Here is a 22,132-nt window from a genome sequence, read left to right as displayed (position 1 = left end):
CTCACTCGCGTTCGACCAACTGCCTGCGCTCAATCAGGAGGACGAGACGATGAGACCAGTCTCCCAACTTCCGTCAGGACGCAGAAGGATATTGTCAATCAGCCGCGCCGCCTCAACAAAGGCCGCAATCAGTAAGAGCGCAGGCGCACGCAACGTCTCTAGCGGCTGGAAGGTCTCGGGATCACGCACATCAGCATACTCCAGACGCGCTAACGGTTCACTGGCTACAACGTCTCGCATCACCCGTATCACGCCAGCAGGACCATCGCTTACCCCTTGCTCGCAGGCAGCCTTGCCCGCCAACAAGGCCCTGTAAAGAACGGTCGCCGCCCGCCGCCCCTCCGGCGAGAGATAGCTGTTGCGGCTACTCATGGCCAGCCCGTCTGGCTCACGCACCGTCGGCATGATGCTTAACTCAACCGGCAGATTGAGATCGGCCACCAGCGCCTTGATAACAGCAACCTGCTGGGCATCCTTCTGCCCAAAATAGGCCCGCTGCGGCTGCACAATATTGAAGAGCTTGAGCACAACGGTCGCCACACCACGAAAGTGGCCCGGACGACTGGCCCCCTCGGCCTCGCTGGACAACGGCCCACTCGGCTCGACATAGGTGATGAAGGTCGGCGGATACATCTCACTCGCCGTCGGCACCAGGACCGCATCAACACCACTCTCTTCGAGGAGATGGAGATCTCGGGGCAGATCACGAGGATAGCGCTCAAGATCCTCGTGCGCCCCAAACTGAATCGGATTAACAAAGATACTGACGACTACTTTATCGTTTTCAGCACGCGCCCGACGCACCAGCGACAGATGCCCCTCGTGCAGATAACCCATTGTCGGTACAAGCCCGACGCTACTCAGGGCCGGCCAGCTGCTCCGCAGGCGACGCATCTCACGCACCGTCGTGATGATGTCCATTGCCTCCCCTACCAGTGGTCTCTTTCAGACTGCTGCGGCCTTCCATAGCACAAAGGCAATGGAAGACATCGATCGAGACAAAAACTATCAGGCGGTTTTTCGGTAGTATATCAGAGGCCGGCTGTCAGCATCAAGCACGATCCACCGCTCTGGCCCGGCATGCCGGGCCAGAGCAGCGAGCCGATAAGCGACCGCTACCAGCGCAATGGCGCCCCTATCGGTCTACTACCAGCGGTCATGGACCAGCGGCTTGATGCGCCGCTCGTACAGCTCACGCACACGTTGCATGGTCTCGTCGCTGAGAGGCGGCAGCTCAGCGGCGCGGCTGTTCTCCTCGGCCTGCTGCGGATTCTTAGCTCCGGGGATCACGGTGGAGACCTGGGAGAACATCAGTATCCAGCGCAAAGCAAACTGGGCCATTGTCATCCCTGCGGGGACGAGAGGACGCAGTTCTTCAACCGCCTGCAGGCCAATTTCGTAGTCGACCCCTGCGAAGGTCTCTCCCTGATCGAAGGCCTCGCCATGACGGTTGTAATTCCGATGATCATTGGAAGCAAACTGGCTATCGCGGCGCAATTTGCCACTCAGCAGCCCACTGGCCAGCGGCACGCGCACAATGATACCCACCTGTCGCTCCTGGGCCGCCGCAAAGAATTGCTCCGCAGGCTTATGACGGAAGATATTGAAGATGATCTGGACGCTCTGCACGTTGGGGTAGCGAATGGCCTTGAGAGCTTCCTCAACTTTCTCAACGCTGACGCCATAGTAGCGGATCTTGCCCTGCTGGACGAGATCGTCCAGAATGCCAAAGACTTCAGGTCGGTCATAGACTTCAGTGGGGGGACAGTGGAGCTGCAGCAGATCGATGGTCTCAGTCTCCAGATTGCGCAGACTGCGCTCGACGAAGGCCGTCAGATTCTGCCGATTGTAACCATCAGCAGTGTGTGGACTGAGACGCCGCCCGGCCTTGGTCGCAATATAGAGCGGCTCATGCCTCTCCTGGCGTACACGAGCGATGAGCTGCTCGGAGTGCCCGTCGCCGTAGACGTCGGCAGTATCGATAAAGTTGACGCCCAGGTCGATGGCTCGATGCAGAGCCGCCAGCGCCTCACGATCATCGGTCGGTCCCCAGGCGTCTCCCCCAATAGCCCAGGCCCCAAAGCCTATAGCCGATACCTGCCAGCCTGTTCGTCCCAGCGGTCGATACTCCATCTTTCTCGCCTTACTCTCCTTCCTGATGGGATCTTCTACGCCAATGGGTGGTTGGATACTAGCCTCTTGATTGTATCGCATGCATCGAGCCATGCGCCATTAGCCGGGCAGGCTGCGGTCGGTCAGCCTGCCCGGACCTGATCCAACAGAGAAGACCCCAAGCTCCGCAGAAACCTCGTGCAGATCGGGACTCCGCAGGCGGAAGCGGATGTGACTTTTTTGAACCCTTGCCGTCTAAAGGGGACGTGCACAGCGATAGCGATCGCCAGGCAGCCGCTCCGTTCCATCGCGATGGGAAGGCGCCTCGCTCAACTGCCTGGCGTCTCGGGAGTCTCTACCAAGAGACCTTAGCCTCTGTGATGAACTCTTTGTGAGAAGGGGGAAAGGAAAGACATGCCAGTCGTCAACAACATTGGTCAGGCCTTTTTGACCTCGCTAGCCAACGCTTTGAACCTGGTCCTCACCTTTATTCCGAAGTTTCTCGGCTTCTTGGTCATCCTGCTTATTGGCTGGATCGTCGCCAGCGTGCTGAGCCGCACGGTGACCTTCATCCTGCGCCGCATCGGCTTCGAGCGCCTGGGTGCCCGCATCGGCCTGGCGCGCCTGGAGCAGAATACCGGGATGCGCTTCGACGTGGTAGCCATCCTGGGCACCATCGTCTACTGGTTCATTTTCCTCATTTTCCTGGTCCCCGCTGTCGACGCGCTGGGATTGAGCACCGTGAGCAACATCCTCAACGAGCTGATCGCCTATATTCCCAATGTGTTCGTGGCCGTGCTGGTGCTCTTCCTGGGACTGCTGGCCGCGAGCGTGGTCAGCGATATTGTGCGTGGGGTGACAGCGACGACGCGTGTGGGGAATCCGGCGCTGTTCGCTGCCGTGGCCCGCTACGCGCTCATCGGTTTTGCCGGGCTGATCGCCCTGGAACAGCTGCAGATTGCGCCTTCGCTGCTCAATATCCTCTTCACGGCGGTGGTCGGCGGCACGGCTCTGGCCTTCGGTCTGGCCTTCGGTCTCGGCGGCCAGGATGCGGCGCGTCGCCTGTTGAACCGCGGCACTTTCCTGGAGACACCAGGCCCAAGCGGGCAGCCGCTTCCCAGTGCAGAGAGCGCCCGAACCACTGAGACGGTGCCTGCTCAGACAGCGACTCCCGCTTCCCAGCCGCAGCCGGAAGCTGGTAGCTAGTCTAGCCCAATGCCAGGCGGGAGACGCGCCTGCTTGCCGCTGACTCGCTCTGGCTTGCTCACCAGTCAGTACCCTACCCGGGAGGCCCCCTTTGCTCCCTTCTTCAGCCAGCCAGCAAAGGGAGGGCCTCTTTCCGGCGCGATCAGGCTTTCTCCCTCTCATCACTGGTCGCGGCCTGAGCCTCTGTGGCCACCGCCAGCAGCCTCTCCTGCCAGCCCGTGCTCCGTCTGCTCTGTCATGCCAACGGCTACCAATTTACAACCGCTGGATACACATGACTGTTACGAAGCAGTGATATAGTTGCATTGATTGCTTCTAGAGAAAAACAGCTACTGGCTCTATCGTGGAAACACCGCAGAGAGGCAAGTGCATGACAAGGCACGCTGTCCCAGATCACTGGAAGACCACTTCTCAAATTCAACCGGTCACAGGCCTCACCCTCTTCTTTTTCGTGTTGCTGACTGCGCTCGCTGCCTGCACTCCTCCCTGGAGTACGGCCACACCGTCCAATGCCGCCGTACAAGCAACAGCTTCTCCTTCGCCAACACAGTTGCCGGGCCAGCAACGCTGGAAAGACGGGGTCTCCTCGCTGCTCTTCGGCACGAACGATACGCAGGAGTGGAGCGAGAACAATATTGAGACGAATCCTGCTTTCCAGACAGATCTGAAGGCAGCTCACTTTACGCTCATGCGCACTTTTTTCTTCGACCACAGCCTGGCCGATAATCATCCGACCAGTGACGCAGAGCTTGAGCAGCGCCTGCGCACGGTCGAGCAGAGCGGGATGACCTGCCTGGGGGTACTGTTCAACATTTTTGACGTGGCGTTTCTGAAACATGTGGTGAGCTACGCCGGCTCACGCTGCCTGCTCTACGAGTTCGGCAATGAGCCGGATTACAACGGGATCTCCAGTGCCAGCTATCTGAAACAGTGGAACAGTGTGATCCCCCAGCTGCGCCAGTTGAATCCGCGCGCCCGCTTCGTTGGACCGGTCGTCAGCCAGCCCAGCGCCACCGAGTTTCTGCGCGCCTTTTTGCAGGGAGTGCGCTCTTCGGGCGTGCTGCCCGACGCGATCAGTTTCCACTGGTATCCGTGCTGGCAGGACAGCGAGAGCAACTGTCTGAAGCTGGCCGACAGCGCCGCCGAGGCAGTCCAGAGCGTGCGCTCTTTGACGCGCCAGATTTTGGGGCGTGATCTCCCTGTCGGGATTACGGAGTGGAATTTCGATCCTGGCAATCCTCCCCCAGCCTATGGGGAGAAGAGCGACTTTATCTCGGCCTTTACAACCCGCGCCCTGCAGGCGATGATTCGCGCAGGCCTAACCTTCGCCTGCCAGTTCGATGCGGCGAGCTACGCGGGCTACGGTCACCTGGATCTGTTCGACGTGGATACCAATACCCCGCGACCACAATACTACGCGATGAAGAATTTCATCGCCCAGTATTATCCCGGCACTACCGGGTCACAACCGACGCCCGCTCAAGCGCGCGCCAGTCCGCTGATCTCGCGCGGCAAACCCGTCTTTTGCTCGGCTCATGACGATGGCCCGGGCGGGCCAGCAGCTCTTGTCGATGGCCACTACGGGAACTGGGCTTTCTGGCACGGAACTCAACGCTCCCTCCCCGCCTGGTGCGCGATCCATGTGGGCAGCGGCCCCTCACGCCTGCTGCTCGTCTGGGCCAGCGACTACGTCTTCGATTATCTCAGTGATAATGGCTCCGCTCCCCGCTCCTATACCCTCGCCGTCTCCGCCAATAGTACCAATGGCACCGATGGCTCCTGGAAGACCCTGGTGACGGTCAGTGCTAATCGGGCGCGTAACCGCGAGCATCTGCTCCCTTTCACCGGAATGTCCTGGGTCAAGATGACGGTGACCGGCGTTCAGCCGGGCAATAGCGAGCACGAGTTTCTGATCGATGAGATCGATCTCTTTGATGCCTCCAGCCAGGCCGCTCTCAACGATACCTTCTTCTGCATGGGAACATCGATCACGGCTCTGGCCTTCAATCGCTTCGACGAGAATCGGCCTGCCCTGCCCGATCTGGTCCAGGCAGCCTACCCCGGCGACTTCCCCGCGCTGGTCAACGGAGGCATCGGCGGCCAGACGAGCGAGGGGATGCTCCAGCAGCTCGATACGTTCCTGGCGCTCAACCCCGACATGCACTACTGGCTGATCGAAGTCGGCACTAACGATGCTTTCGGCCAGGTTGATCCAGCCACCTATCGCCTGACGCTGCAGCGCCTGGTGACACGCATTAAGCAGGCCGGCCATGTACCGATTCTGGCCCTGGCTCCAGCGAGCAACAGGTCGGGCGATGGTGATGCCTTGAACGCGGAGCTGGAGCGCCTCAACAGCGTTATTTTAGAGATTACCCAGAGCGCTGGACTGATGAAAGGGCCAGACCTTTATACCCTTTTCCGCACGCATCCAGCCTACCTGAGCGAGGATGGCATTCATCCCAACTCCGCCGGCATCATTGCTATTAACCGCGCCTGGTTCGACGCCCTGCGCCCCTACGGCCTCTGGCAGTAGCCATAGCTTTGGCGTGCTCGTTCCTGGTTTCACTTCACTGGCGAGCATCCGGCTCTTTTTCTCTATGATGACCTTCCAGGCGTCAGGCCGGCCTTTGGCAAAGAAAGAACAGAGCAGAGCAGAGCAGGCCGGAATCAGTCGCGTTGGCCAGACAGAAGGGATCGCACGCAGGGCCATAGGGCAAGCACCACCCTCATTCACCCCCTACTAGCGCGCCGCATCTTGTTCCGCCCATCTCATTCCTTAGGGCGGGTCCTTCTCGCTCATGGTCAGCCAGGCCAGGCGAGGCCACTTTGCTCGCTCAACAGCTTCAGGGAAGCCTGGCCGGTCTCCGGTCCCTTTGCTGCCAGGCGTCGGACCACTGGCAGCCGATCCGTCTCTTCGTCATCCTCAACCGGAACAATAGCCTCACCGGCCACTGCCTCCGCCACAGGCGTTAGCGGCGCCTGGCTGGTCTCTGGCCCCTTTGCCGCCAGGCGTCGGACCACTGGCAGCCGATCCGTCTCTTCATCATCCTGAGCCGGAACAACAGCCTCACCGGCCACTGCCTCCTTCTTCTGTTCACCCTCTGCCTTTACCAGAGCCTCTGGAGCCAGCAGCACCTCCGCCACCGGCTTTTCCCCGTCTCTGCTGCGACGACGGAGCACCGCCTCAACGAGCGCCCCTAAATCGGAGCGCGGGATCGTTCGCAGCACGGTTGCCGCCGCGAGATAGACAAGCATCGCCACTGGTAAGAGGGCCAGAATTGACCATTGGCGCAAGAGCCAGACCACCAGAGCCATGACCAGGCTGGCACCCAGGGCCTTCAGAGCCACCTGCAGGCTGGCCCGTGGCCACAAGGCACGGGGGATAAAGGCCAGGAACGGCCCGATAAAGAGGAGTTCCGTCAGCGAGGTCACCAGGGCCGCCCCATTCTGCTGGTAGAGCGGGATCAGCACCAGGTTGAGGGATAGATTAAAGACCAGGGCCACCCCAGCCATCAGCGTCATCTTGCGCTCCTGGTGAATGCTCACCAGGACGGTGCTGAGAACCATATTCACATAGAGAAAGACCAGGCCGGGGGCCAGCAGCTGGAGGACAACAAACGAATGGATAAACTCAGGGCGATGGTAGAGGAAGCCGATAATGTTAGAGGCGGCCACCACCATCAGCGTTGCAGTCGGAATGCTACAGAAGAGGAGGAAATTCAGGGATTTTTCGATTGCCAGACGCAGAGAATCTTGCGATTGCACAGCCAGCTTGGAAAAAACGGGGTACATAATGGCGGCGATTACCAGACTGGGCAGGAAATTCAAGGTATCGAAGAGGCGATAGCCAGCCCCATACCAGCCGACCATAGCTTCGTTGCCCAAGAAGGAGAGCAGGACCACGTCGAGGCGATAGTAGAGGACCCCCAGCACGCCGTAGATCAGGAAAGGCAGGCTGGAGCGCAACAGCAGGCGGATCGTTGCCCCATCCCAGAGCGGACGGAAGCCGATCCAGCGAAAGAAGCAGAGGGCCTGCCAGAGCATATTTAGCAGCGAGCCACCGCAGAGGACCCAGGCCATCGCCATCACCCCGGCTCCATTCTTAAGGAGGAGATAGCCAAGGAGGGCCGACGAAGCCTTCTCCAGGATCGTGCCCACCACTGGAGCCACATTGCGTTCAAAGGCATAGTGCGCGGCGGCAAAGGCCGTTCCCATACCGGTCCAGAGCAACGTCAGCCCGCTGATCATCACCAGCAGGCGCACCTCGCGATCGTAGTGCAGCAACCAGGGGATGAGCAGGAGCAAGGCATAGAGCAGGCCCCAGGCAACGGCCTTGATGAGCAGAGTATTCGCCAGATAGCGCACAGCCCTCCCCGGCTCCTGGGCGACATCGCGCGTTAGCTGCTGGTTAAAGCCCTGTTCCATCGGGAAGCCGACCAGGAGGGCGAGCGTCGTCGCGAAATACAGCTCTCCAAACTTGACATCGCCCAGAAAGCGCCCGTAAGCGATCGTCAGCAGCAAGGTTGAGGTCCAGGTGATGACCTGGCCCCCCAGGGAGATCAGGGTATTATAGACCACACGGCGCAAGCGCTGCATACCCAAACACCTTTCAACGCCTCTCTTCAGGCACACTCTGACCACGCGAGCGACGCGCTCTACACGCGGCTATCTTAAGGTATAGCAGTCTGGGGTGATGATGAGATAACGATGAGGGTAGAGAAGGGGTGATCTTCGGTCCTGGTTTCAGGCTTTAGATCCTGAGTCGCCAGCTAACAGAGCGAGATAGCAGGGGGCGGATCAAACCGGGCCAGGCTGGACTGATCAGCCGCACCCAACCGCCATTACTGGACAGGAGTGTGGCAGCTCTCTATAATGAAGCACGCCTGGCTGCAGAGTAAACGGCCTGAGCTGGGGAAAGCGATACGCCAGGGAAGAGTGACCGACTGGTCTCAGCCGCTCTGTGCGCATGAGAGAGCGGTACGGGAGATGAAACTGACAGCGGCCCTATTGCACGCCAGAAGTGGAAGAAGCTGCTCAGCCAATTCGCTCGATCTCGCCTGATAAGGTACGCCTTTGTTAGTCCACCTTTGCTTGAGTGCCGGACAATGCCAATCGATGTTTTAGAACGAGAGACAACGCTCTCGGATGAGGCGCTGGTGCGGCGCTGCAAGGAGGAGCTTCCCCAGATCACCAGCAGCTTTGAACTGCTGGTAGCCCGCCACATGCAGCGCGTCTATACACTCGTCTATAAGATCGTCAACAACAATGAGGAAGCCGAGGACCTGACCCAGGAGGTCTTTCTCAAGGTCTACCGCGCGCTGCCACGCTTCGATATGCAATGTGCCTTTACGACCTGGCTCTACCGCATTGCCACGAATACCGCTCTGGAGGCCCTGGAACGCACACAGCGGCAGCGTCAGCAGACGATCCAGATCAGTCGTGCTCGCGCCCGCTCCCAGGCATCAGGAGAGGCCGGCGAGATCAACCTCAGCGAGCTGCCAGCGCCAGGGCCAGCGCCGGAGGAAGTGGTGCTGCGGCGCGAGCTGCGCGACTGCATCAATCGCGTTCTGCGTCGCCTGGATCGCGAGCAGGTGCGGGTCCTGTTGCTGCGCGATCTGGAGGATATGAGCTATGAGGAGCTGGCTCAGGTCTTGCAGGCCAAGTTGAGTGCGGTAAAAATGCGTGTTCACCGCGCGCGCCTGGCTTTTAAAGAACTCTTCGGCGAACTTTGCGGCAAGATCTATCAGGTCCTATCTTCAACCCAGAAGCAGAAGAATCGTCACCAAAAGCGAGAGGAGTAACACCTGTTATGAACTGTGAAGAGCTATCGCGGCTGCTGCCGGACCTCGTGGAGGGGACGCTGCCACCAGCGCTGCAAGCTGAGGCCGAGGCCGCTCTGCCTGACTGCCCAGAGTGCCAGCACGAGCTAGAGCTTGCGCGTCAGGTGAGGACCTTACTGAGCGCACTTCAGGCAGAATATGCCGGTCTGCGCCTTCCACCTGATTTCGAGCGGCGCCTGCTGGCGCGCATTCACACGGAGCAGAGCGGGCTGGAATTGCTCGACCTCTCTTCTCAGATGCTACTACAATGGCTGATCGACCTGATCAACTTGCTTGGGGCCTTGCTCGATCCAACGACAGGCGCTCTGCGCCTGCAAACACAGTCCGCGTGATGGTGCACAGTAGAGGCGGTGGTTTTCTATGAGCTTGCAACCGTTACTGCAGTCACTGCTGAGCGTGGGCACCAGCCTGCTGGCCTTCATTCCTCGCCTGGTGAACGGTCTCATCGTTTTGCTGGTTGGCTATCTGCTGAGCTGGCTGGTGCGCTGGCTTTTGCGCTTCCTGTTCCGCCAGATGCGCCTGGAGGTGCTCTTTGAACGTATCGGGCTGAGGCGCTCGCTGGCAGCACTTGGCATCCGCATTCCTCTGAGCGAGCTGCTGGCTCAGCTGGTCTTTTTCTTTTTGTTGCTGAGCTTCTCGATCCAGGCCGTGGAGCTGATGGGACTGACCCCGGTGGCGGCCCTCCTCCAGGCCGTTCTGCTCTTCCTCCCCCGGGCGATCAGCGCCGCTCTCTTGCTCTTGCTCGGCTCTCTGCTGGCCCGCTTGCTGGGGAATACAGTGACAGCGGTGGCGCGCAATGTGAATATTACTTACGCGAGCGCGCTGGGCAGGCTGATCGAGTATACGGTGGTGGCCTTCCTGTGCGTGCTGGCTCTGGCGACTCTCGGCGTTGAGACAACGCTGCTGACCACGAGCCTGACGATCATTGTGGCCGCGGCGGGCCTGGCCATTGCGCTCACTTTCGCATTTGGGACGCGTGAGGTGGCCCGCCATGTGATCGCCGGCTACTATGTACGCCAGCAGTTTCGACGTGGTCAGCGGCTGACGCTGGGTGACTATAGCGGTACGCTGCAGATGACGAGCGGGGCCTATACGACGCTAGAGATCCAGACCGAGGATGGCAGCCGACGTCTGCTTGCTTTGCCCAATGCCTTGCTGCTGCAGGGCGTGACCATCAGCGAGGAACCGCCACCAGCCCGAACGGCCACACCGGCCCCCCCAGGCCCGGGCGAGGCTCCGGCTGCAGGCCAGGCGCCCTCTCCCTCTGCGCCCGAGGGCGAACAAGGCCCTGAGCCAGCGCCTGGGCCTGGCTCAGACCAGAGCTGAGCGAACCGGTCCGCTCGACAGGTTCGGCTTTCGTGGGCGCAGCGGACCTGCCGAGCGCGCAGTCATCGTGAGTGCCCCATGAAAGGAAGAAAGGAGAGACAAGCAAACTATGCACTTCGGGGTAATTGTCCCACAGGGTTGGCGTCTGGACCTGGTGGATGTCCCTGATCCCGTGAATGCCTATGAGGCTATGACGCGAGTCGCCCGTGAGGCGGAAACCCTCGGTTTTCGCTCGATCTGGCTCTACGACCACTTTCATACGGTACCTGTCCCCACACAAGAAGTAACCTTCGAAGCGTGGATGTCTACCGCCGCCCTGGCGCGCGATACGCAGCGTGTCCGTATTGGACAGATTGTGACCTGCAATAGCTACCGCCATCCAGCTCTGTTGGCCAAGATGGCCAGTACGGTTGATGTACTGAGTCACGGACGCTTGATCCTGGGGCTTGGGGCTGGCTGGTATGAGCAGGAGTATCACGCCTACGGCTATGAGTTCCCTCCCACTGCCGAGCGCCTGGCTCGCCTGGGCGAGGCGCTCCAGGTGCTCCTGGCTATGTGGACCCAGGAAGAGGCCTCTTTCGAGGGCCGCTACTATCAGGTCCGTGGGGCCATTAATCAGCCTAAAGGTGTACAGCAGCCTCATATCCCAATCTTGATCGGCGGTAGCGGTGAGAAGGTGACGCTGCGCCTGGTGGCCCTCTACGGCGATGCCTGCAATTTGGGTGGCGATGTGGAAACGGTCCGCCACAAGCTCGCGGTACTGCGTCAGCACTGCGAGGCCGTGGGACGCGATTATGAGAGTATCTGGCGCACGGTCATCATCGACGAGTGCGCCATTGCTGAGAGCGAGGCGGAGGCGGTGGCCAAGCTGCGCCCCGAGCAGCGCGCCAATCTGGAGCACCTGCGTCGCACACAGCTGATTGGGACACCGGAGACTATCCGCGCACGCATTGCAGAGTACGAAGCCCTGGGAGTACAGGAACTGATTATTCGCTTCGTCGATGCCGCCACCAATCCTGAGTCACTTCAGCTCTTCGCCAGGACGTGTCTGCCACCCTCGACATAGGTTTCTCTGGTAGTATGATGCCTGCCGACTCGCTATTTCTCTAATACGATTCCTCACATCGCCGAGTTTTTGCTGCCCAACACGGATAGCTAGAAGAACTCGGCGATCTTCTCTGTCGTCTTCCGCTACCATTGAAGATGGAGAATGCTATCGCCTGGTGAGGGTCTGGCCAGCAATGTCTGTTGACAAAGAAATGATTCGAAGATTTTGCACTCTTGCCTTCGAAAGCATACTTTCTCCTCACTGCATTGACAAAGCAGCAAGCAGATGATATTATCAAAAAACACTACTGATGCTTACCGCGATGGAAGGGCAGACGCCAGCGAGCTGCTCAAAGCGGAACGGGTAGTGTCTTGGCGCCTTCGTGGCAGATCGCCCGGCTGTCTTGTCGTCGTGGGGAAGGTATCTCTGTTGTCTCTCCACACTCACTTTGCTCCCCCACCCACAGCCAGAGCGCGCCACATACACTTTAGATCGACAAAATACGATTTTTATGTCTTTCTAGCTTTTCTTCTTCAGCTGACAGATTGCTGGAATCGAGAGATGCAGAAAATGCTTGCCAAGGAAGTGTGATCATGTTGTGTACTCATTGTGGCGCTGCTAATGTCGAAGAAGCATCTTACTGTCAGCAGTGTGGTCAGCCCCTGGCTGCTGCCACACCAGCCTCAAACACTACTCCCCCTATCGCTGTGGCCAGCGAGAGCGAGCAGACCTCACCATCGTCCGCCAGCCAGGAGGCTGCGAATCGGGCAGATCGGAAACTGACCTCAGAGGCAACGCCCTCTCATCAGTCGCAGCCCCCTGCTTCGCTCACGAGTGGCCCTGGCACTGGTATCCCCAGGCCGCCAGCCGGGTCAGCGACTACCGCCAGGAGCCAGATGGTTTCTGGTCCTGCTCGTACGCAGCCTGAGTGGCCACTCAGGACTCTGGTCGCCCACGGCATCATGCCCTTGCGGCGTGATCAGGCGAGTATGGTGATGATTGGGGGCTGTGCGGCCTGCCTGCTCGGCTTTTTCTTGCCCTGGATTGAGTTGCAAGGGTTTGAGCCTCTCTTGCCATCGCTGTTTGCCGTGAGTGGCGCACAGATTGGGCTTATGACCTGGTTGCCATTCCTGGCGCTGGTATTGCAGGCGGCACTCCTCGCCGGCGAGCCGTGGCTGCTGAAGAATAATCCGCGCCTGATTGTCTGGTTGCCGGCGCTTCCCCTGATCACGGGCGCATTCGCTCTGGCGATCGCTGTCTATACTCTGGGCATCTGTTTCCGCCTGGATGGGTTGCTTCCCTCTGGAGATCTGCTTGGGACCTCCCCGACGAATGCAGAGTTAGCAATTGTGGCCGGACCAGGCACCTATCTGACCCTGATCGGCAGCCTGATGGTGCTGGCAGCAGGGTCCTACCGGCTGGTTCAGCTGCTGCTGCGGGCCCGCTTCTCACAATAAGGGCCTCTCACCCCGAGCAGGCAACGGAGAGCCGGGGCGGCCTGGCCTGAGCCGATCTGGCTGGGCTAGCCAGTCAGGAAGGCTCCAGGATCTCTACTTCAGCCCGCTCAGCTTCAGCTTCAGGGGAGAGAAAGGCCAGCAGGCGCTCACCTTCGGCTACAAGTTCATCGCGCTGACCCGCCGCTAACGAGACAAACGGGGTGATGAGGAGCTTGTGCCGGTCACGCTGGTGTTGAAGACTCCAGGTGCCGGCGACGAAGCCGTCGACAAGAATAGTAGGCAAAACGCGCCCGGGTGGTAAGAGGACAGCCCGGCGATAGGCAGCGGGCAGGATACGCTCGCGATTGGCATGAGCGAGCAGCAGATTATCGAATTCAGGCAGGAAGCGTAGCGGGGCAGGCAGGTCCTCCGGCGGCAATGGCTGGTCTGGGAGATCAAAGAGTTCCTGGCCCTGCTCATCGCGGTAGCAGCAGAGATCGGCGCGCAGTGAGCGGACCAGCGGGGCCAGGCCCGTCAGACCCGACCAGGTCTGCAGGTCGTTGAGGCTGGCTGGCCCAAAGGCCGCCAGGTAACGCCGCACAAGAAGGCGCAGTCCTTCTTCAGGTGGCCACGGCGCTCCTTCTTCGCGGAGCCAGTCGAAGGCGTCGGCATAGCGTGGGTGAGTACTGAAGCCCCACGGCTCATGATCAGCGACCTGAACAAGCGGAAGTTGCATGCGCACGAGATAGGCGATGTAGGCAGGCTCCAGCTCAGGAAAACGCTCGGCCAGACGCTGACGGAGCACCGTGAAGGTAGAGGGGCCTTCTTGCAGAAGGCTGCGCGCCGCCTCCAGGACAGCGTCCTGGACTGCAGGATCGCCTCCACGACGAAAGAAGGACTGCAATGAGCGCGCGAGGGCCGGCTGCAAAGCCGGACGGAAGCGCATATAGTCGGCAGCACTGACCAGATGCAAGGTGGCCCGCATCAGGGTGGCACGGACGATCTTCCTCTGGTGGAGGAGATCCAGCAGGGCGCGTCGACGAAAATGATGCAGACGCGTCCAGAGTCCTATAAAAGGTGGCGCAGGCAGCTGGGCCTGCAGGCCAATCAGGTGCTCGCTGGCCTCCAACGGCGAAACCTCAACCCGCTCCAGTAGCCACTGACGAGCCAGCGTGGCGCGATTGAGCCGGCGCCGATTCAGGACAGGCTCAGTCATTGACCGACAAGATCCTCCTCTTTTCCCTCTTTCTGAGATCATTCTTTCCCATTCTCCTTCAGGAGGAAAGAGTGTATCAGGCCAGGCCGGCTCTTGAGGCCCCCAGGGGGAGAGCATTGCCTCCAACCCTCGCTCTATGCTATCCTGCAAACAAGACCTGGTGAGGCAATGAGATGAGCGCTTATCGCTTCTTCATCCCAGGCTTTTGAGAGAAACGACAATCACAGAGAGGATACGCAGGAAGAGCAGAGCAAGACGAGAGGAAAAACTGTGCGCCCGGGAAAAGCCCATGTTCTTACCATTTATCTCGGCGAATCGGATCAGTGGCACGGGCAGCCGCTCTACGTCGCCATGCTGCAGCTGCTGCGCGAGGAGGGCTGTGCCGGGGCCACGGCCATGCGCGCGGTAGCTGGCTATGGGGCCAGTGCGCGTCTGCATGCCAGCCAGGGTCTACGCTGGTCCTCGGATGCAACGATCGTGATTCAGGTAATCGATCAACCAGCGCGCCTTGAGCGCCTTCTCCCACGCCTGAGCGCCATGCTGCGCGGCGGGCTGATCACCCTGCACGAGACCGAGGTGATTCAGGCAACGCCACCCCTGCTAGCGGGCTTACCGGCCCATCGCCCGGTGCGCCAGGCGATGGTCACCGGTCTGATTACCGTCGAACCGGAAACGCCCTTGGCCCAGGTGCTCGCGCTCTTATTGAGGGCACCTTTCCGCGCCCTGCCAGTGGTCGACCGGGAGCGGCATCTCCTCGGCCTCATTACCACGGGTGACCTGATCAGGTCGGGCGCCCTGCCGCTGCGTCGCGGTCTGGTGCGCACGGCGCTCGCCCTCGACGAGGCAACTGCCCAGCAGATGCGCACCCCTTTGACGCAGGCCGAGCAGAGCGCGCGCACGGCAGCAGACGTCATGAATCGTCAGGTGCGTACGGTGCGCCCAGAGCAATCGCTGCGTGAGGCGGCGCGTCTCATGGTGGAGACAGGCTTGCGTCGCTTGCCGGTCGTGGACCGCGATCAGCGCCTGGTTGGCATGCTTTCGCGCACCGACTTGCTGCGCGCGGTGACCCCCAGTCCCCTGGCGAGCGAAGCCGAGGAGAGGGAACCAGAGCCTGGAGACAGCGTAGCAATGGCAGAGGGCAGCTCGGCGGCCTCGGCATCGATCAAGGACTATCTACGACCCGCTGTGGCCACGGTGCACGAAGATACCTCGCTGGCGGAGGTACTTGAGGCCCTCCTGCAGTCTCCGCTCAAGCGCGTAGTGGTCGTTGACGATGGAAACCACGTCCGGGGAATCATCAGCGATGTCGATGTGCTGGCACACTTGCAGGAAGAGCTACGTCCCCGCCTCCTGGCCTGGCTGAGCGGACTGGCGCGAGGCCGAGAGCAGCAGGCCTCTGGTGCTCCTTTGGGTCCTCAGATGCCTCGTAGCGGGCGCGCGGGGGATGTCATGAACCGCACTGTGGTCACCGTGCCTGCCACAGCGACGGTCTCAGAAGCTATTGCTCTGATGATGAGAACGGGTCGGAAGGTGCTTCCGGTTGTGGAAGACGACGGGCGCCTTGTTGGGATCGTGGGTCGCTCTGATCTGCTGCGTGTCCTGCTGGAAGATGGGAACGATGGTGTATAACGGTTCCGGTTTCGGAACAGCTCATGAGCAGCCGCCCACGAGGGCCGGGAAACGGCTGCGGATCTTTGTGGGTGAGGCCGAGGAGTGGCAGGGCCGGCCTCTCTATCGAGCCATCCTGGAAGCGGCCCAGCGTCATCAGCTGGCTGGGGCCACCGTCTTGCGTGGCATTGAAGGCTTTGGGCCGGATCATCACCTGGTCAGCGAGCGCCTGCCCGATATTGCCGATAATCTGCCTCTCTTAATAGAGCTGGTGGACAGTGAGGAGCAGATCGAGCGCTTCTTGCCTGTGCTCCAGGACATGGTGGCCCGTGGTCTGATGACGCTGACGCCGGTGACGATGGTCTTCCCGCCGGCCTGGCAGGAGCAGCCACGATGACCCTGGCAGTCTTTGGGCAGTTGGTGGCCACGGGACTGGCGGGAGCTTTGGGGGCGCTGAGCCGTTATGTGCTCGGGCGCTTTATTGCTGAGCGGGTGGCGACGGCTTTTCCGCTGGGAACACTGGTGATCAATCTGACGGGAGCTTTTGCTATTGGGCTGGTATTCGGACTGGCAGCGGCACATGTGATCAGTACGGCCCTACAGGGTGTGCTGGCTACTGGCTTTCTGGGAGGCTACACCACCTTCAGTACAATGAGCTGGGAAGGGGTTGAGCTGCTGCGCGGCGGCAGTAGCTGGCTGGGCCTGCTCTATCTGATTGGCAGTGTCTTGCTGGGCCTGCTGGCCGCGGCCCTCGGCCTGGCCCTGGGGAGGTGGCTCTAGTGGCGCAAGTGCTTTCAAGGCGCCGGCGTCTGGGAGCGGTTATGCTGGGAGGCTTCTGTGGAACACTGGCGCGGGCCTGGCTCAGTCCCCTCCTGCAAGCCTGGTTTGGCAAGAGCTGGCCGTACGATATTTTGCTGATCAACCTGAGCGGCGCTCTCGCCCTGGCGCTGGCAACGGTGCTGGCAGAGGCCACTTTTCTGATCGGGCCGACCCGCCGCCTGCTGATCACAGTCGGCTTCCTGGGTGCCTATACAACCTTCAGCAGCCTGGCGCTGGGGGACATCTTGCTTTTGAGTGCCGGGCGCTGGCTGGCGGCGGTGTTCTATCTGCTCCTGAGCCTGGGCGGTGGCATCGTGGCGATATGGCTCGGTACCTGGCTGGGCGAGCGCTGTCTGAGCGTACGGCGCTGGTGGCATCAGCGCCAGCCGCGGGCCAGGCCCTCTACTGGCCAGCCGTCAGCAGCAGGACAGCTGCAGCCCAGATCGCCAGCCTCCAGAGCCGCAACTGAGCAGGCTACGCTATCTTCAAGGGTCGAGGCCAGACCTGGCCAGCGAGACAAGTCCTCGTAAGCGGGAGCGGAGCCAGATGCTGCCGGGGCCGCGATGGTCAGATTGAAGGTCGCGCTGACATCGTCGAAGCCAAGGCGCCTGACGATCAGCGTGAGCCGCCAGTGGCCGCTGCCCGCGCCCAGGCCCGGGCCTTGCCTTCGTCCGGCCTGAGACGGCGAGCGCTTCGACGCAGCGCCCGCAGTCGAGCGCGCTCGAGGCAGGGAGTGACGGCCACCTGCTGTTTCTGGGAGTCGGCAGAGAAGAGCATAGGGCAAAGGGGGGCATGTGTGTATTGGGAACCGGCTCTATGTCTGGCGGCAGGAGGTCTACGGCCTTTTCTCAGAGGGTGGAGGGCTTTGCCAGGATGCTTCTGGTCCTCTGCCAGCATTCTCCTGGAGGGAAGATTACCAGGGCGATCTGGACGCGGCTCAGCAGAGCAGCTCTGGCTGTCCTGTCGGTCTATCCTCAGCTCTGGCGGCCCTCAGCCTCTGTCGCGTGAGGGTGAGGAGTGGCAACCGCTCCCGTGAGGACGAAATCAACCAGGTGTTCGAGGTAGCGATCAAGCTGCTGCAGCATCTCTTGATAGAGATGGTGCGGCGTGGCAAGCAGATGATTGAGGACCGCCCCAGCAATGATGTCCGTCAGCAGGGTGGCCGAGGTACCAGCTGGCAGTTCGCCCCGCTCAATGGCACGCCGGACAATGGCCCGCGCGGCTAGAATGTCTTTGGCAAAGTGCTCTTGCATGGGACCCAGCAGTTCGGGATACTCCCGCGCCTCTAACGCCACACGCAGCAGAAGCCAGCCATCCGGGCCGAGATAGATAGCCGCCATTTGGCGAGCAAAGCTAAGCAGGTCCTGACGGACAGAACCAGTGTCCGTTAGCTGCAATGGAAGCGTACGCGCCGCCAGAGCATCAAGCAAGAGCTTTTCCTTGGTAGGCCAACGCAGATAAAGGGCCGATTTGCCAACGCTGGCACGCCGGGCAATCGCATCGTAGGTCAGGCCAGGCCAGCCAGCTTCATTATAGACTTCCAGGACAGCCGCGTAGACTCGATTCTCTAGCTCTGGGTCGCGCGGTCTCCCAACAGCATGTGTCTTCTCTACTTTCATGGCGACTATTTTAACATACCATCCCTTGTAGAAACGCGTCTGCTCTATGCTACCCCACCCCCGAAGGATCTCTCCACAGGCAACTTGACAGCAGCGCTTCCCTCATGCTAAAATACGGACCAAAATCGTCCGTATTTTGCCCCTGGCGGGGGCTAAGGGCCTATTTTGAGTGATGGTCGCCCACCGGCAAGGAAGCCAGGAAGAGCAGGCAGGCAGACAGACAGACAGACAGATGATCTTTCCTTCTTGCCAGGCACACCTCTTACAAAGGAGTCACTTGCAATGACGCCCAAAGCTATTGACACAACAGAAGTGCGCTATCCTCCTCATCGATTGCACAGCCTCTTGAACCCCACAAGCATCGCGGTCGTCGGAGCTTCAGAGAAATCCTCCTGGTCCTGGACTTTACATCAAGTGCTGCACGATGGGCACTTCAGCGGGCCAGTCTATTACGTGAATCCCCAGGGTGGGATCATTCACGGTCAACCAGCCTATCGGCGCCTCGCAGAGATCGGCTCACCGGTTGACCTGGCCTTGCTGATTGTCCCTGCTCGGGCTGTCCTCAGTGTTTTACAGGAGATGGACGAGGCAGGCGTACGCAATGGGGTCATCGTCACTTCGGGCTTTGCCGAGCTAGGGGCCGAAGGGAAAGCTCTGCAAGAGCAGCTAGCAGCTTTCGCCCATACGCACGACTTGGCCTTACTCGGGCCCAACTGTTTGGGGTACATTAATGTTATCAGCGGGATTCCCGCGATGCCCAGTCCCTACCCTCCTGTCATCAAAGGGAAAGTGGCCCTGATCTCGCAGAGTGGCGCCCTCTCCAGCACCCTCTTTAGCTATGCCTATCTCCAGCATATTGGCCTGAGTGCACTGGTAAGCACGGGCAACGAGGCCGTGATCTCCATCACCGAGCTGATGGACTACTACGTCGAAGATGACGCCACTCGTGTCATCGCCCTCTTCTTAGAGAGTGTGCGATCCCCCGAGCGCTTCCGTCACATTGCCCAGAAAGCGCTAGCAAGGGGCAAGCCCATTGTAGCGCTGAAGATAGGACGGAGCGAGCGCACTGCCCGCATTGCCCAGGCCCACACTGGCGCCCTGATCGGCGATGACCGGATCTACGACGCGCTTTTGCGCCAGCTTGGGATCATCCGCGTCAGCTCTATTGAGGACTTACTGATCACAGCTGGAACGCTAGCCCAAACAGGTCCTCTGCCTGGAAAGCGGTTGGCCTTTGTTGCTCTGTCGGGAGGTGCCTGCGACCTTGCCGCCGACTATAGTGAACAATACGGTATGGAGCTGCCTGAGTTCACTGAAACCACCAAACAGGCCTTGCATAACCTCTTGCCGGCACAGGAAGCAGTGCATAACCCGCTGGACACAACCGGCGTTGTCGTGAATCAGCCCCAGATCTTCGAGCAGATTCTACAGCAGGTTGGGGCCGACCCAGGCATCGATCTGCTCGTCTGTGCTCAGGCCTTGCCTACAGAGGAGCAGGACGAGCAGACGCGCGCCTTCAGCGTGAAGCTACTCCAGCACATCGCCGCTGGACTAAGCAGCAGCCCCCATCCAACGTTTCTGCTCGATTTCGTCAGCAACGATGTCAGCAGGCCAGCACGGGAAGCCGCGGAGCGTTACGGCTGGCCACTCATACCTGGAGGGATTGAGCGCGGGCTACAGGCCCTGGCCAAAGCCATATGCTGGTCAGAGAGGCAGCGGCTCTTTGCACAGCAGATCCCGGCAGAGCCGCCAGCTCAGTCGCAGGCGCCTGTGGTCTCACCTGAGACCGCCGTGGGGAGCTGGTCAGAATGGCAGGTGCGTCAGTTGCTGGAGCAGCACGGCATTCCCCTTATACCAGCATACCTGGTTGATAGCGCCAGTGCAGCCGTTGCCGCCGTCCAGCAAATTGGCCTGCCAGTTGCCCTGAAGATTGCCTCTCCTGATATTCCGCACAAAAGCGATATTGGCGGCGTACGACTTAACCTGCGTAGTGAGCAGGAAGTTACGGCAGCCTTCGAGGAGATCCTCAGCGCTGTTCATAGTGCCGCTCCCGCAGCCCGTATCGAAGGCGTCCTTGTCAGCCCGATGCGCAGTGGTGGGCTAGAACTCCTCGTAGGAATCGTGCATGATTCTGTTTGGGGCCAGGTGCTAGCTGTAGGTCTTGGTGGCCTCTGGGTCGAGGTCCTGAAGGATACCAGCCTGCGCGTTCTCCCAGTTTCACGCGAGGATATTCGCCTGATGCTGACCGAGTTACAGGGACAGGCCCTACTCATGGGAGCCCGCGGCACCACAGCGGCTGATCTGGAGCAGCTTGTGGAGGTAATCTATCGTCTCTGCCAGCTAGCTCAGGCCCTGGGCAGCCAGCTGGAGGCCCTAGAAATTAACCCGCTGCGCGTGCAGGGACAGGAGATCGAAGTCCTCGACGCGCTACTGAGCTGGCGCTAGGACACCAGACAGCAGATCTGCCTGGCCGGCCCTACTCAGCTTCTCCTGCAAAGGAGAGAAGCGGATTTGATGCAGAGGAGTCATGAGCGAATGACAGAACGGCATCAGACAAAGGGAGAGAGCAGTCCCTCCCCTACCCCATCCAAGCCCATTCCCATCCCAGACGAGGCTTCGCGCCCCTTCTTTGCCGGGGCCAGAGAGCGACAGCTCATGCTGCAGCGCTGCAGTGCCTGTGGTCGCTGGCTCTGGCCTGTCAAGGCGCGCTGCCCCGAGTGCTGGAGCCCGGCCCTGAACTGGACGCCGGCCAGCGGCAAGGGCACCCTCTACAGCTTCGCCCTCATGCACCAGCTCTACCATCCTGCCTTCGCCAGCGAGCTGCCCTACATCATTGCCGCCATCGATCTGGCCGAGGGTGTGCGCATCACCAGTACCATCGTCGGTTGTCCACCAGACGAGCTGCGCATCGGCATGCCTCTGGAGGTCACCTTTGAACAGCTCAGTGAGGAGATCACGCTCCCCAAGTTCCGGCCCGCTGCCAGACCGCACGGCGATCATTAGGCCCGCGAGTCCTTTCGCAGGTCAGTCGACCCTTTTTGAGGCGAGGAGGCACCTGTGACAAACTATCAATATGTGCTCTACGAGAAGAAAGATCATATTGCTTACATTACCATTAACCGCCCCGAGGTGATGAACGCCCTTCACGCCGCGGCCAACCAGGAGCTGACGGCGGTCTTCCGCGACTTTGTGGCCGATGAAGGGGCCTGGGTGGCCATCCTGACCGGAGCGGGCGAGCGCGCTTTCTGCGCCGGCAACGACCTGAAGGCGACGGCGGAGGCCACCGCCCGCGGCGAGGCGCCCCTGACGAGCCGCCAAAATCAGAACGGGGAGCCGGTCTACTTCGGTGGCCTGATTGGGCTGCATTGCCCGAAGCCGATCATCGCCGCCGTCAACGGCGTGGCTGCTGGTGGCGGCTTCGAGCTGGCCCTGGCCTGCGACCTGATCATCGCCGCCGAGCAGGCCCGCTTTGCCCTGCCGGAGCCGCGCGTTGGCCTGATCGCCGCCGCCGGCGGCATGCACCGCTTGCCGCAGCAGCTTCCGCTCAAGATCGCGATGGGCCTGCTTCTGACGGGCAAGTGGCTCTCCGCCCAGGAAGCCGCTCACTACGGCCTGGTGAATGAGGTCGTGCCGCTGGGGCGCCTGCGCGAGACGGCGGAGCGCTGGGCCGCTGAGATCCTGGAGTGCTCTCCCTTGAGCGTGCGCCTGACCAAAGAGTCCGTGCTGGCCGGCCTGGGACGCCCGATCGAGGAGGCAATGGCCGCCGATCAGGAGCGACTGCGCCTCCTGCTGGCCTCCGAGGATTTCCGCGAGGGGCCGCGCGCCTTCGTTGAGAAGCGGAAGCCGCAATGGAAGGGTCGCTAGGAGCCAACGACCAGAGTCAGCTGAGAGAAAGTGATTCT

The 22,132-nt window shown here is 60.7% G+C and carries 19 protein-coding genes; 14 read left to right on the top strand and 5 right to left on the bottom strand.

Annotation, left to right across the window (positions count from 1 at the left end):
• Positions 1-33: 33 nt before the first annotated feature.
• Positions 34-921 carry a pantoate--beta-alanine ligase gene (gene panC, locus A4R35_RS20200; RefSeq protein WP_112432595.1) on the bottom strand — a complete coding sequence of 296 codons (888 nt, stop codon included), beginning with the start codon at positions 919-921 and terminating at the stop codon, positions 34-36.
• 225 nt (positions 922-1,146) lie between these two features.
• Positions 1,147-2,133 (bottom strand): aldo/keto reductase, encoded by a 987-nt coding sequence (locus A4R35_RS20195; protein ID WP_112432594.1) that lies wholly within the window; start codon positions 2,131-2,133, stop codon positions 1,147-1,149.
• Positions 2,134-2,526: 393 nt separating this feature from the next.
• Here A4R35_RS20195 and A4R35_RS20190 point away from each other — a divergent pair, with 393 nt between their 5' ends.
• Both A4R35_RS20190 and A4R35_RS20185 read left to right on the top strand, forming a co-directional pair.
• Positions 2,527-3,318 (top strand): mechanosensitive ion channel family protein, encoded by a 792-nt coding sequence (locus tag A4R35_RS20190; protein ID WP_112432592.1) that lies wholly within the window; start codon positions 2,527-2,529, stop codon positions 3,316-3,318.
• Positions 3,319-3,688: 370 nt separating this feature from the next.
• Positions 3,689-5,851 carry a GDSL-type esterase/lipase family protein gene (locus A4R35_RS20185; RefSeq protein ID WP_112432590.1) on the top strand — a complete coding sequence of 721 codons (2,163 nt, stop codon included), beginning with the start codon at positions 3,689-3,691 and terminating at the stop codon, positions 5,849-5,851.
• 269 nt (positions 5,852-6,120) lie between these two features.
• On the opposite strand, the gene A4R35_RS20180 is transcribed toward A4R35_RS20185, so the two are convergent.
• Positions 6,121-7,914: a flippase gene (locus A4R35_RS20180; RefSeq protein ID WP_112432588.1), complete on the bottom strand. Its 1,794-nt coding sequence runs from the start codon at positions 7,912-7,914 to the stop codon at positions 6,121-6,123.
• 509 nt (positions 7,915-8,423) lie between these two features.
• On the opposite strand from A4R35_RS20180, the gene A4R35_RS20175 reads away from it, so the two are divergent.
• The 5 genes from A4R35_RS20175 to A4R35_RS20155 all read left to right on the top strand — a co-directional run bounded on the left by A4R35_RS20175 (position 8,424) and on the right by A4R35_RS20155 (position 12,989).
• Entirely contained in the window at positions 8,424-9,119 is a 696-nt protein-coding gene (locus A4R35_RS20175; RefSeq protein ID WP_112432586.1) for an RNA polymerase sigma factor, read from the top strand.
• A gap of 8 nt (positions 9,120-9,127) precedes the next feature.
• The gene (locus A4R35_RS20170) at positions 9,128-9,490 is read left to right on the top strand and encodes an anti-sigma factor family protein (protein WP_112432584.1); all 363 of its coding nucleotides are present in this window, start codon (positions 9,128-9,130) and stop codon (positions 9,488-9,490) included.
• 28 nt (positions 9,491-9,518) lie between these two features.
• Positions 9,519-10,484, top strand: a complete 966-nt coding sequence (locus A4R35_RS20165) for a mechanosensitive ion channel family protein (protein ID WP_112432581.1) — start codon at positions 9,519-9,521, stop codon at positions 10,482-10,484.
• Positions 10,485-10,593: 109 nt separating this feature from the next.
• Positions 10,594-11,550 carry an LLM class F420-dependent oxidoreductase gene (locus tag A4R35_RS20160; RefSeq protein ID WP_112432579.1) on the top strand — a complete coding sequence of 319 codons (957 nt, stop codon included), beginning with the start codon at positions 10,594-10,596 and terminating at the stop codon, positions 11,548-11,550.
• A 575-nt stretch (positions 11,551-12,125) separates the two neighbouring features.
• A complete protein-coding gene (locus A4R35_RS20155) occupies positions 12,126-12,989 on the top strand; it encodes a zinc-ribbon domain-containing protein (RefSeq protein WP_112432577.1) in 864 nt (287 codons plus the stop codon).
• 73 nt (positions 12,990-13,062) lie between these two features.
• Here the strand turns inward: A4R35_RS20155 and A4R35_RS20150 are convergent, their stop codons facing one another.
• Positions 13,063-14,184 (bottom strand): winged helix DNA-binding domain-containing protein, encoded by a 1,122-nt coding sequence (locus tag A4R35_RS20150; RefSeq protein WP_189362098.1) that lies wholly within the window; start codon positions 14,182-14,184, stop codon positions 13,063-13,065.
• A 270-nt stretch (positions 14,185-14,454) separates the two neighbouring features.
• On the opposite strand from A4R35_RS20150, the gene A4R35_RS20145 reads away from it, so the two are divergent.
• The 4 genes from A4R35_RS20145 to crcB (A4R35_RS20130) are packed head-to-tail and all read left to right on the top strand — an operon-like array spanning position 14,455 to position 17,141.
• The gene (locus tag A4R35_RS20145; RefSeq protein WP_112432573.1) at positions 14,455-15,813 is read left to right on the top strand and encodes a DUF190 domain-containing protein; all 1,359 of its coding nucleotides are present in this window, start codon (positions 14,455-14,457) and stop codon (positions 15,811-15,813) included.
• Positions 15,803-16,189, top strand: a complete 387-nt coding sequence (locus tag A4R35_RS20140; RefSeq protein ID WP_189362096.1) for a DUF190 domain-containing protein — start codon at positions 15,803-15,805, stop codon at positions 16,187-16,189. The genes A4R35_RS20145 and A4R35_RS20140 overlap by 11 nt, the downstream gene beginning before the upstream one ends.
• A complete protein-coding gene (gene crcB, locus A4R35_RS20135; RefSeq protein ID WP_112432569.1) occupies positions 16,186-16,572 on the top strand; it encodes a fluoride efflux transporter CrcB in 387 nt (128 codons plus the stop codon). The genes A4R35_RS20140 and crcB (A4R35_RS20135) overlap by 4 nt, the downstream gene beginning before the upstream one ends.
• On the top strand, positions 16,572-17,141 hold the full coding sequence (gene crcB, locus A4R35_RS20130) for a fluoride efflux transporter CrcB (protein ID WP_112432567.1): 570 nt from the start codon (positions 16,572-16,574) through the stop codon (positions 17,139-17,141). Before crcB (A4R35_RS20135) ends, crcB (A4R35_RS20130) begins: the two co-directional genes overlap by 1 nt.
• 444 nt (positions 17,142-17,585) lie before the next feature.
• Here the strand turns inward: crcB (A4R35_RS20130) and A4R35_RS20125 are convergent, their stop codons facing one another.
• Entirely contained in the window at positions 17,586-18,230 is a 645-nt protein-coding gene (locus A4R35_RS20125) for a TetR/AcrR family transcriptional regulator (protein ID WP_112432565.1), read from the bottom strand.
• A 282-nt stretch (positions 18,231-18,512) separates the two neighbouring features.
• Here A4R35_RS20125 and A4R35_RS20120 point away from each other — a divergent pair, with 282 nt between their 5' ends.
• The 3 genes from A4R35_RS20120 (at position 18,513) to A4R35_RS20110 (ending at position 22,094) form a co-directional block, all read left to right on the top strand.
• Positions 18,513-20,675: an acetate--CoA ligase family protein gene (locus A4R35_RS20120; protein ID WP_112432563.1), complete on the top strand. Its 2,163-nt coding sequence runs from the start codon at positions 18,513-18,515 to the stop codon at positions 20,673-20,675.
• 90 nt (positions 20,676-20,765) lie between these two features.
• Positions 20,766-21,233 (top strand): Zn-ribbon domain-containing OB-fold protein, encoded by a 468-nt coding sequence (locus A4R35_RS20115; protein ID WP_189362094.1) that lies wholly within the window; start codon positions 20,766-20,768, stop codon positions 21,231-21,233.
• A gap of 54 nt (positions 21,234-21,287) precedes the next feature.
• Complete coding sequence (locus tag A4R35_RS20110) at positions 21,288-22,094, top strand: enoyl-CoA hydratase-related protein (protein WP_223258423.1); 807 nt, start codon at positions 21,288-21,290, stop codon at positions 22,092-22,094.
• Positions 22,095-22,132 lie beyond the last annotated feature (38 nt).

Origin of the sequence: Thermogemmatispora tikiterensis, assembly GCF_003268475.1 — a bacterium.
In the GTDB taxonomy this organism is placed as follows: domain Bacteria; phylum Chloroflexota; class Ktedonobacteria; order Ktedonobacterales; family Ktedonobacteraceae; genus Thermogemmatispora; species Thermogemmatispora tikiterensis.
The sequence above is the reverse complement of the archived record's forward strand: the minus strand, read 5'-3'. Positions and strand labels throughout refer to the sequence as shown.

Bases quoted from the DNA above. Each gene is read 5' to 3' on its own strand.
- A4R35_RS20170 (WP_112432584.1), top strand. From the start codon at position 9,128: ATGAACTGTGAAGAGCTATCGCGGCTGCTGCCGGACCTCGTGGAGGGG.
- A4R35_RS20120 (WP_112432563.1), top strand. From the start codon at position 18,513: ATGACGCCCAAAGCTATTGACACAACAGAAGTGCGCTATCCTCCTCAT.
- A4R35_RS20160 (WP_112432579.1), top strand. From the start codon at position 10,594: ATGCACTTCGGGGTAATTGTCCCACAGGGTTGGCGTCTGGACCTGGTG.
- crcB (WP_112432569.1), top strand. From the start codon at position 16,186: ATGACCCTGGCAGTCTTTGGGCAGTTGGTGGCCACGGGACTGGCGGGA.
- A4R35_RS20115 (WP_189362094.1), top strand. From the start codon at position 20,766: ATGACAGAACGGCATCAGACAAAGGGAGAGAGCAGTCCCTCCCCTACC.
- A4R35_RS20185 (WP_112432590.1), top strand. From the start codon at position 3,689: ATGACAAGGCACGCTGTCCCAGATCACTGGAAGACCACTTCTCAAATT.
- A4R35_RS20150 (WP_189362098.1), bottom strand. From the start codon at position 14,184: ATGACTGAGCCTGTCCTGAATCGGCGCCGGCTCAATCGCGCCACGCTG.
- A4R35_RS20125 (WP_112432565.1), bottom strand. From the start codon at position 18,230: ATGAAAGTAGAGAAGACACATGCTGTTGGGAGACCGCGCGACCCAGAG.
- panC (WP_112432595.1), bottom strand. From the start codon at position 921: ATGGACATCATCACGACGGTGCGTGAGATGCGTCGCCTGCGGAGCAGC.
- A4R35_RS20140 (WP_189362096.1), top strand. From the start codon at position 15,803: ATGGTGTATAACGGTTCCGGTTTCGGAACAGCTCATGAGCAGCCGCCC.
- A4R35_RS20190 (WP_112432592.1), top strand. From the start codon at position 2,527: ATGCCAGTCGTCAACAACATTGGTCAGGCCTTTTTGACCTCGCTAGCC.
- A4R35_RS20165 (WP_112432581.1), top strand. From the start codon at position 9,519: ATGAGCTTGCAACCGTTACTGCAGTCACTGCTGAGCGTGGGCACCAGC.
- A4R35_RS20155 (WP_112432577.1), top strand. From the start codon at position 12,126: ATGTTGTGTACTCATTGTGGCGCTGCTAATGTCGAAGAAGCATCTTAC.
- A4R35_RS20195 (WP_112432594.1), bottom strand. From the start codon at position 2,133: ATGGAGTATCGACCGCTGGGACGAACAGGCTGGCAGGTATCGGCTATA.
- A4R35_RS20175 (WP_112432586.1), top strand. From the start codon at position 8,424: ATGCCAATCGATGTTTTAGAACGAGAGACAACGCTCTCGGATGAGGCG.
- A4R35_RS20180 (WP_112432588.1), bottom strand. From the start codon at position 7,914: ATGCAGCGCTTGCGCCGTGTGGTCTATAATACCCTGATCTCCCTGGGG.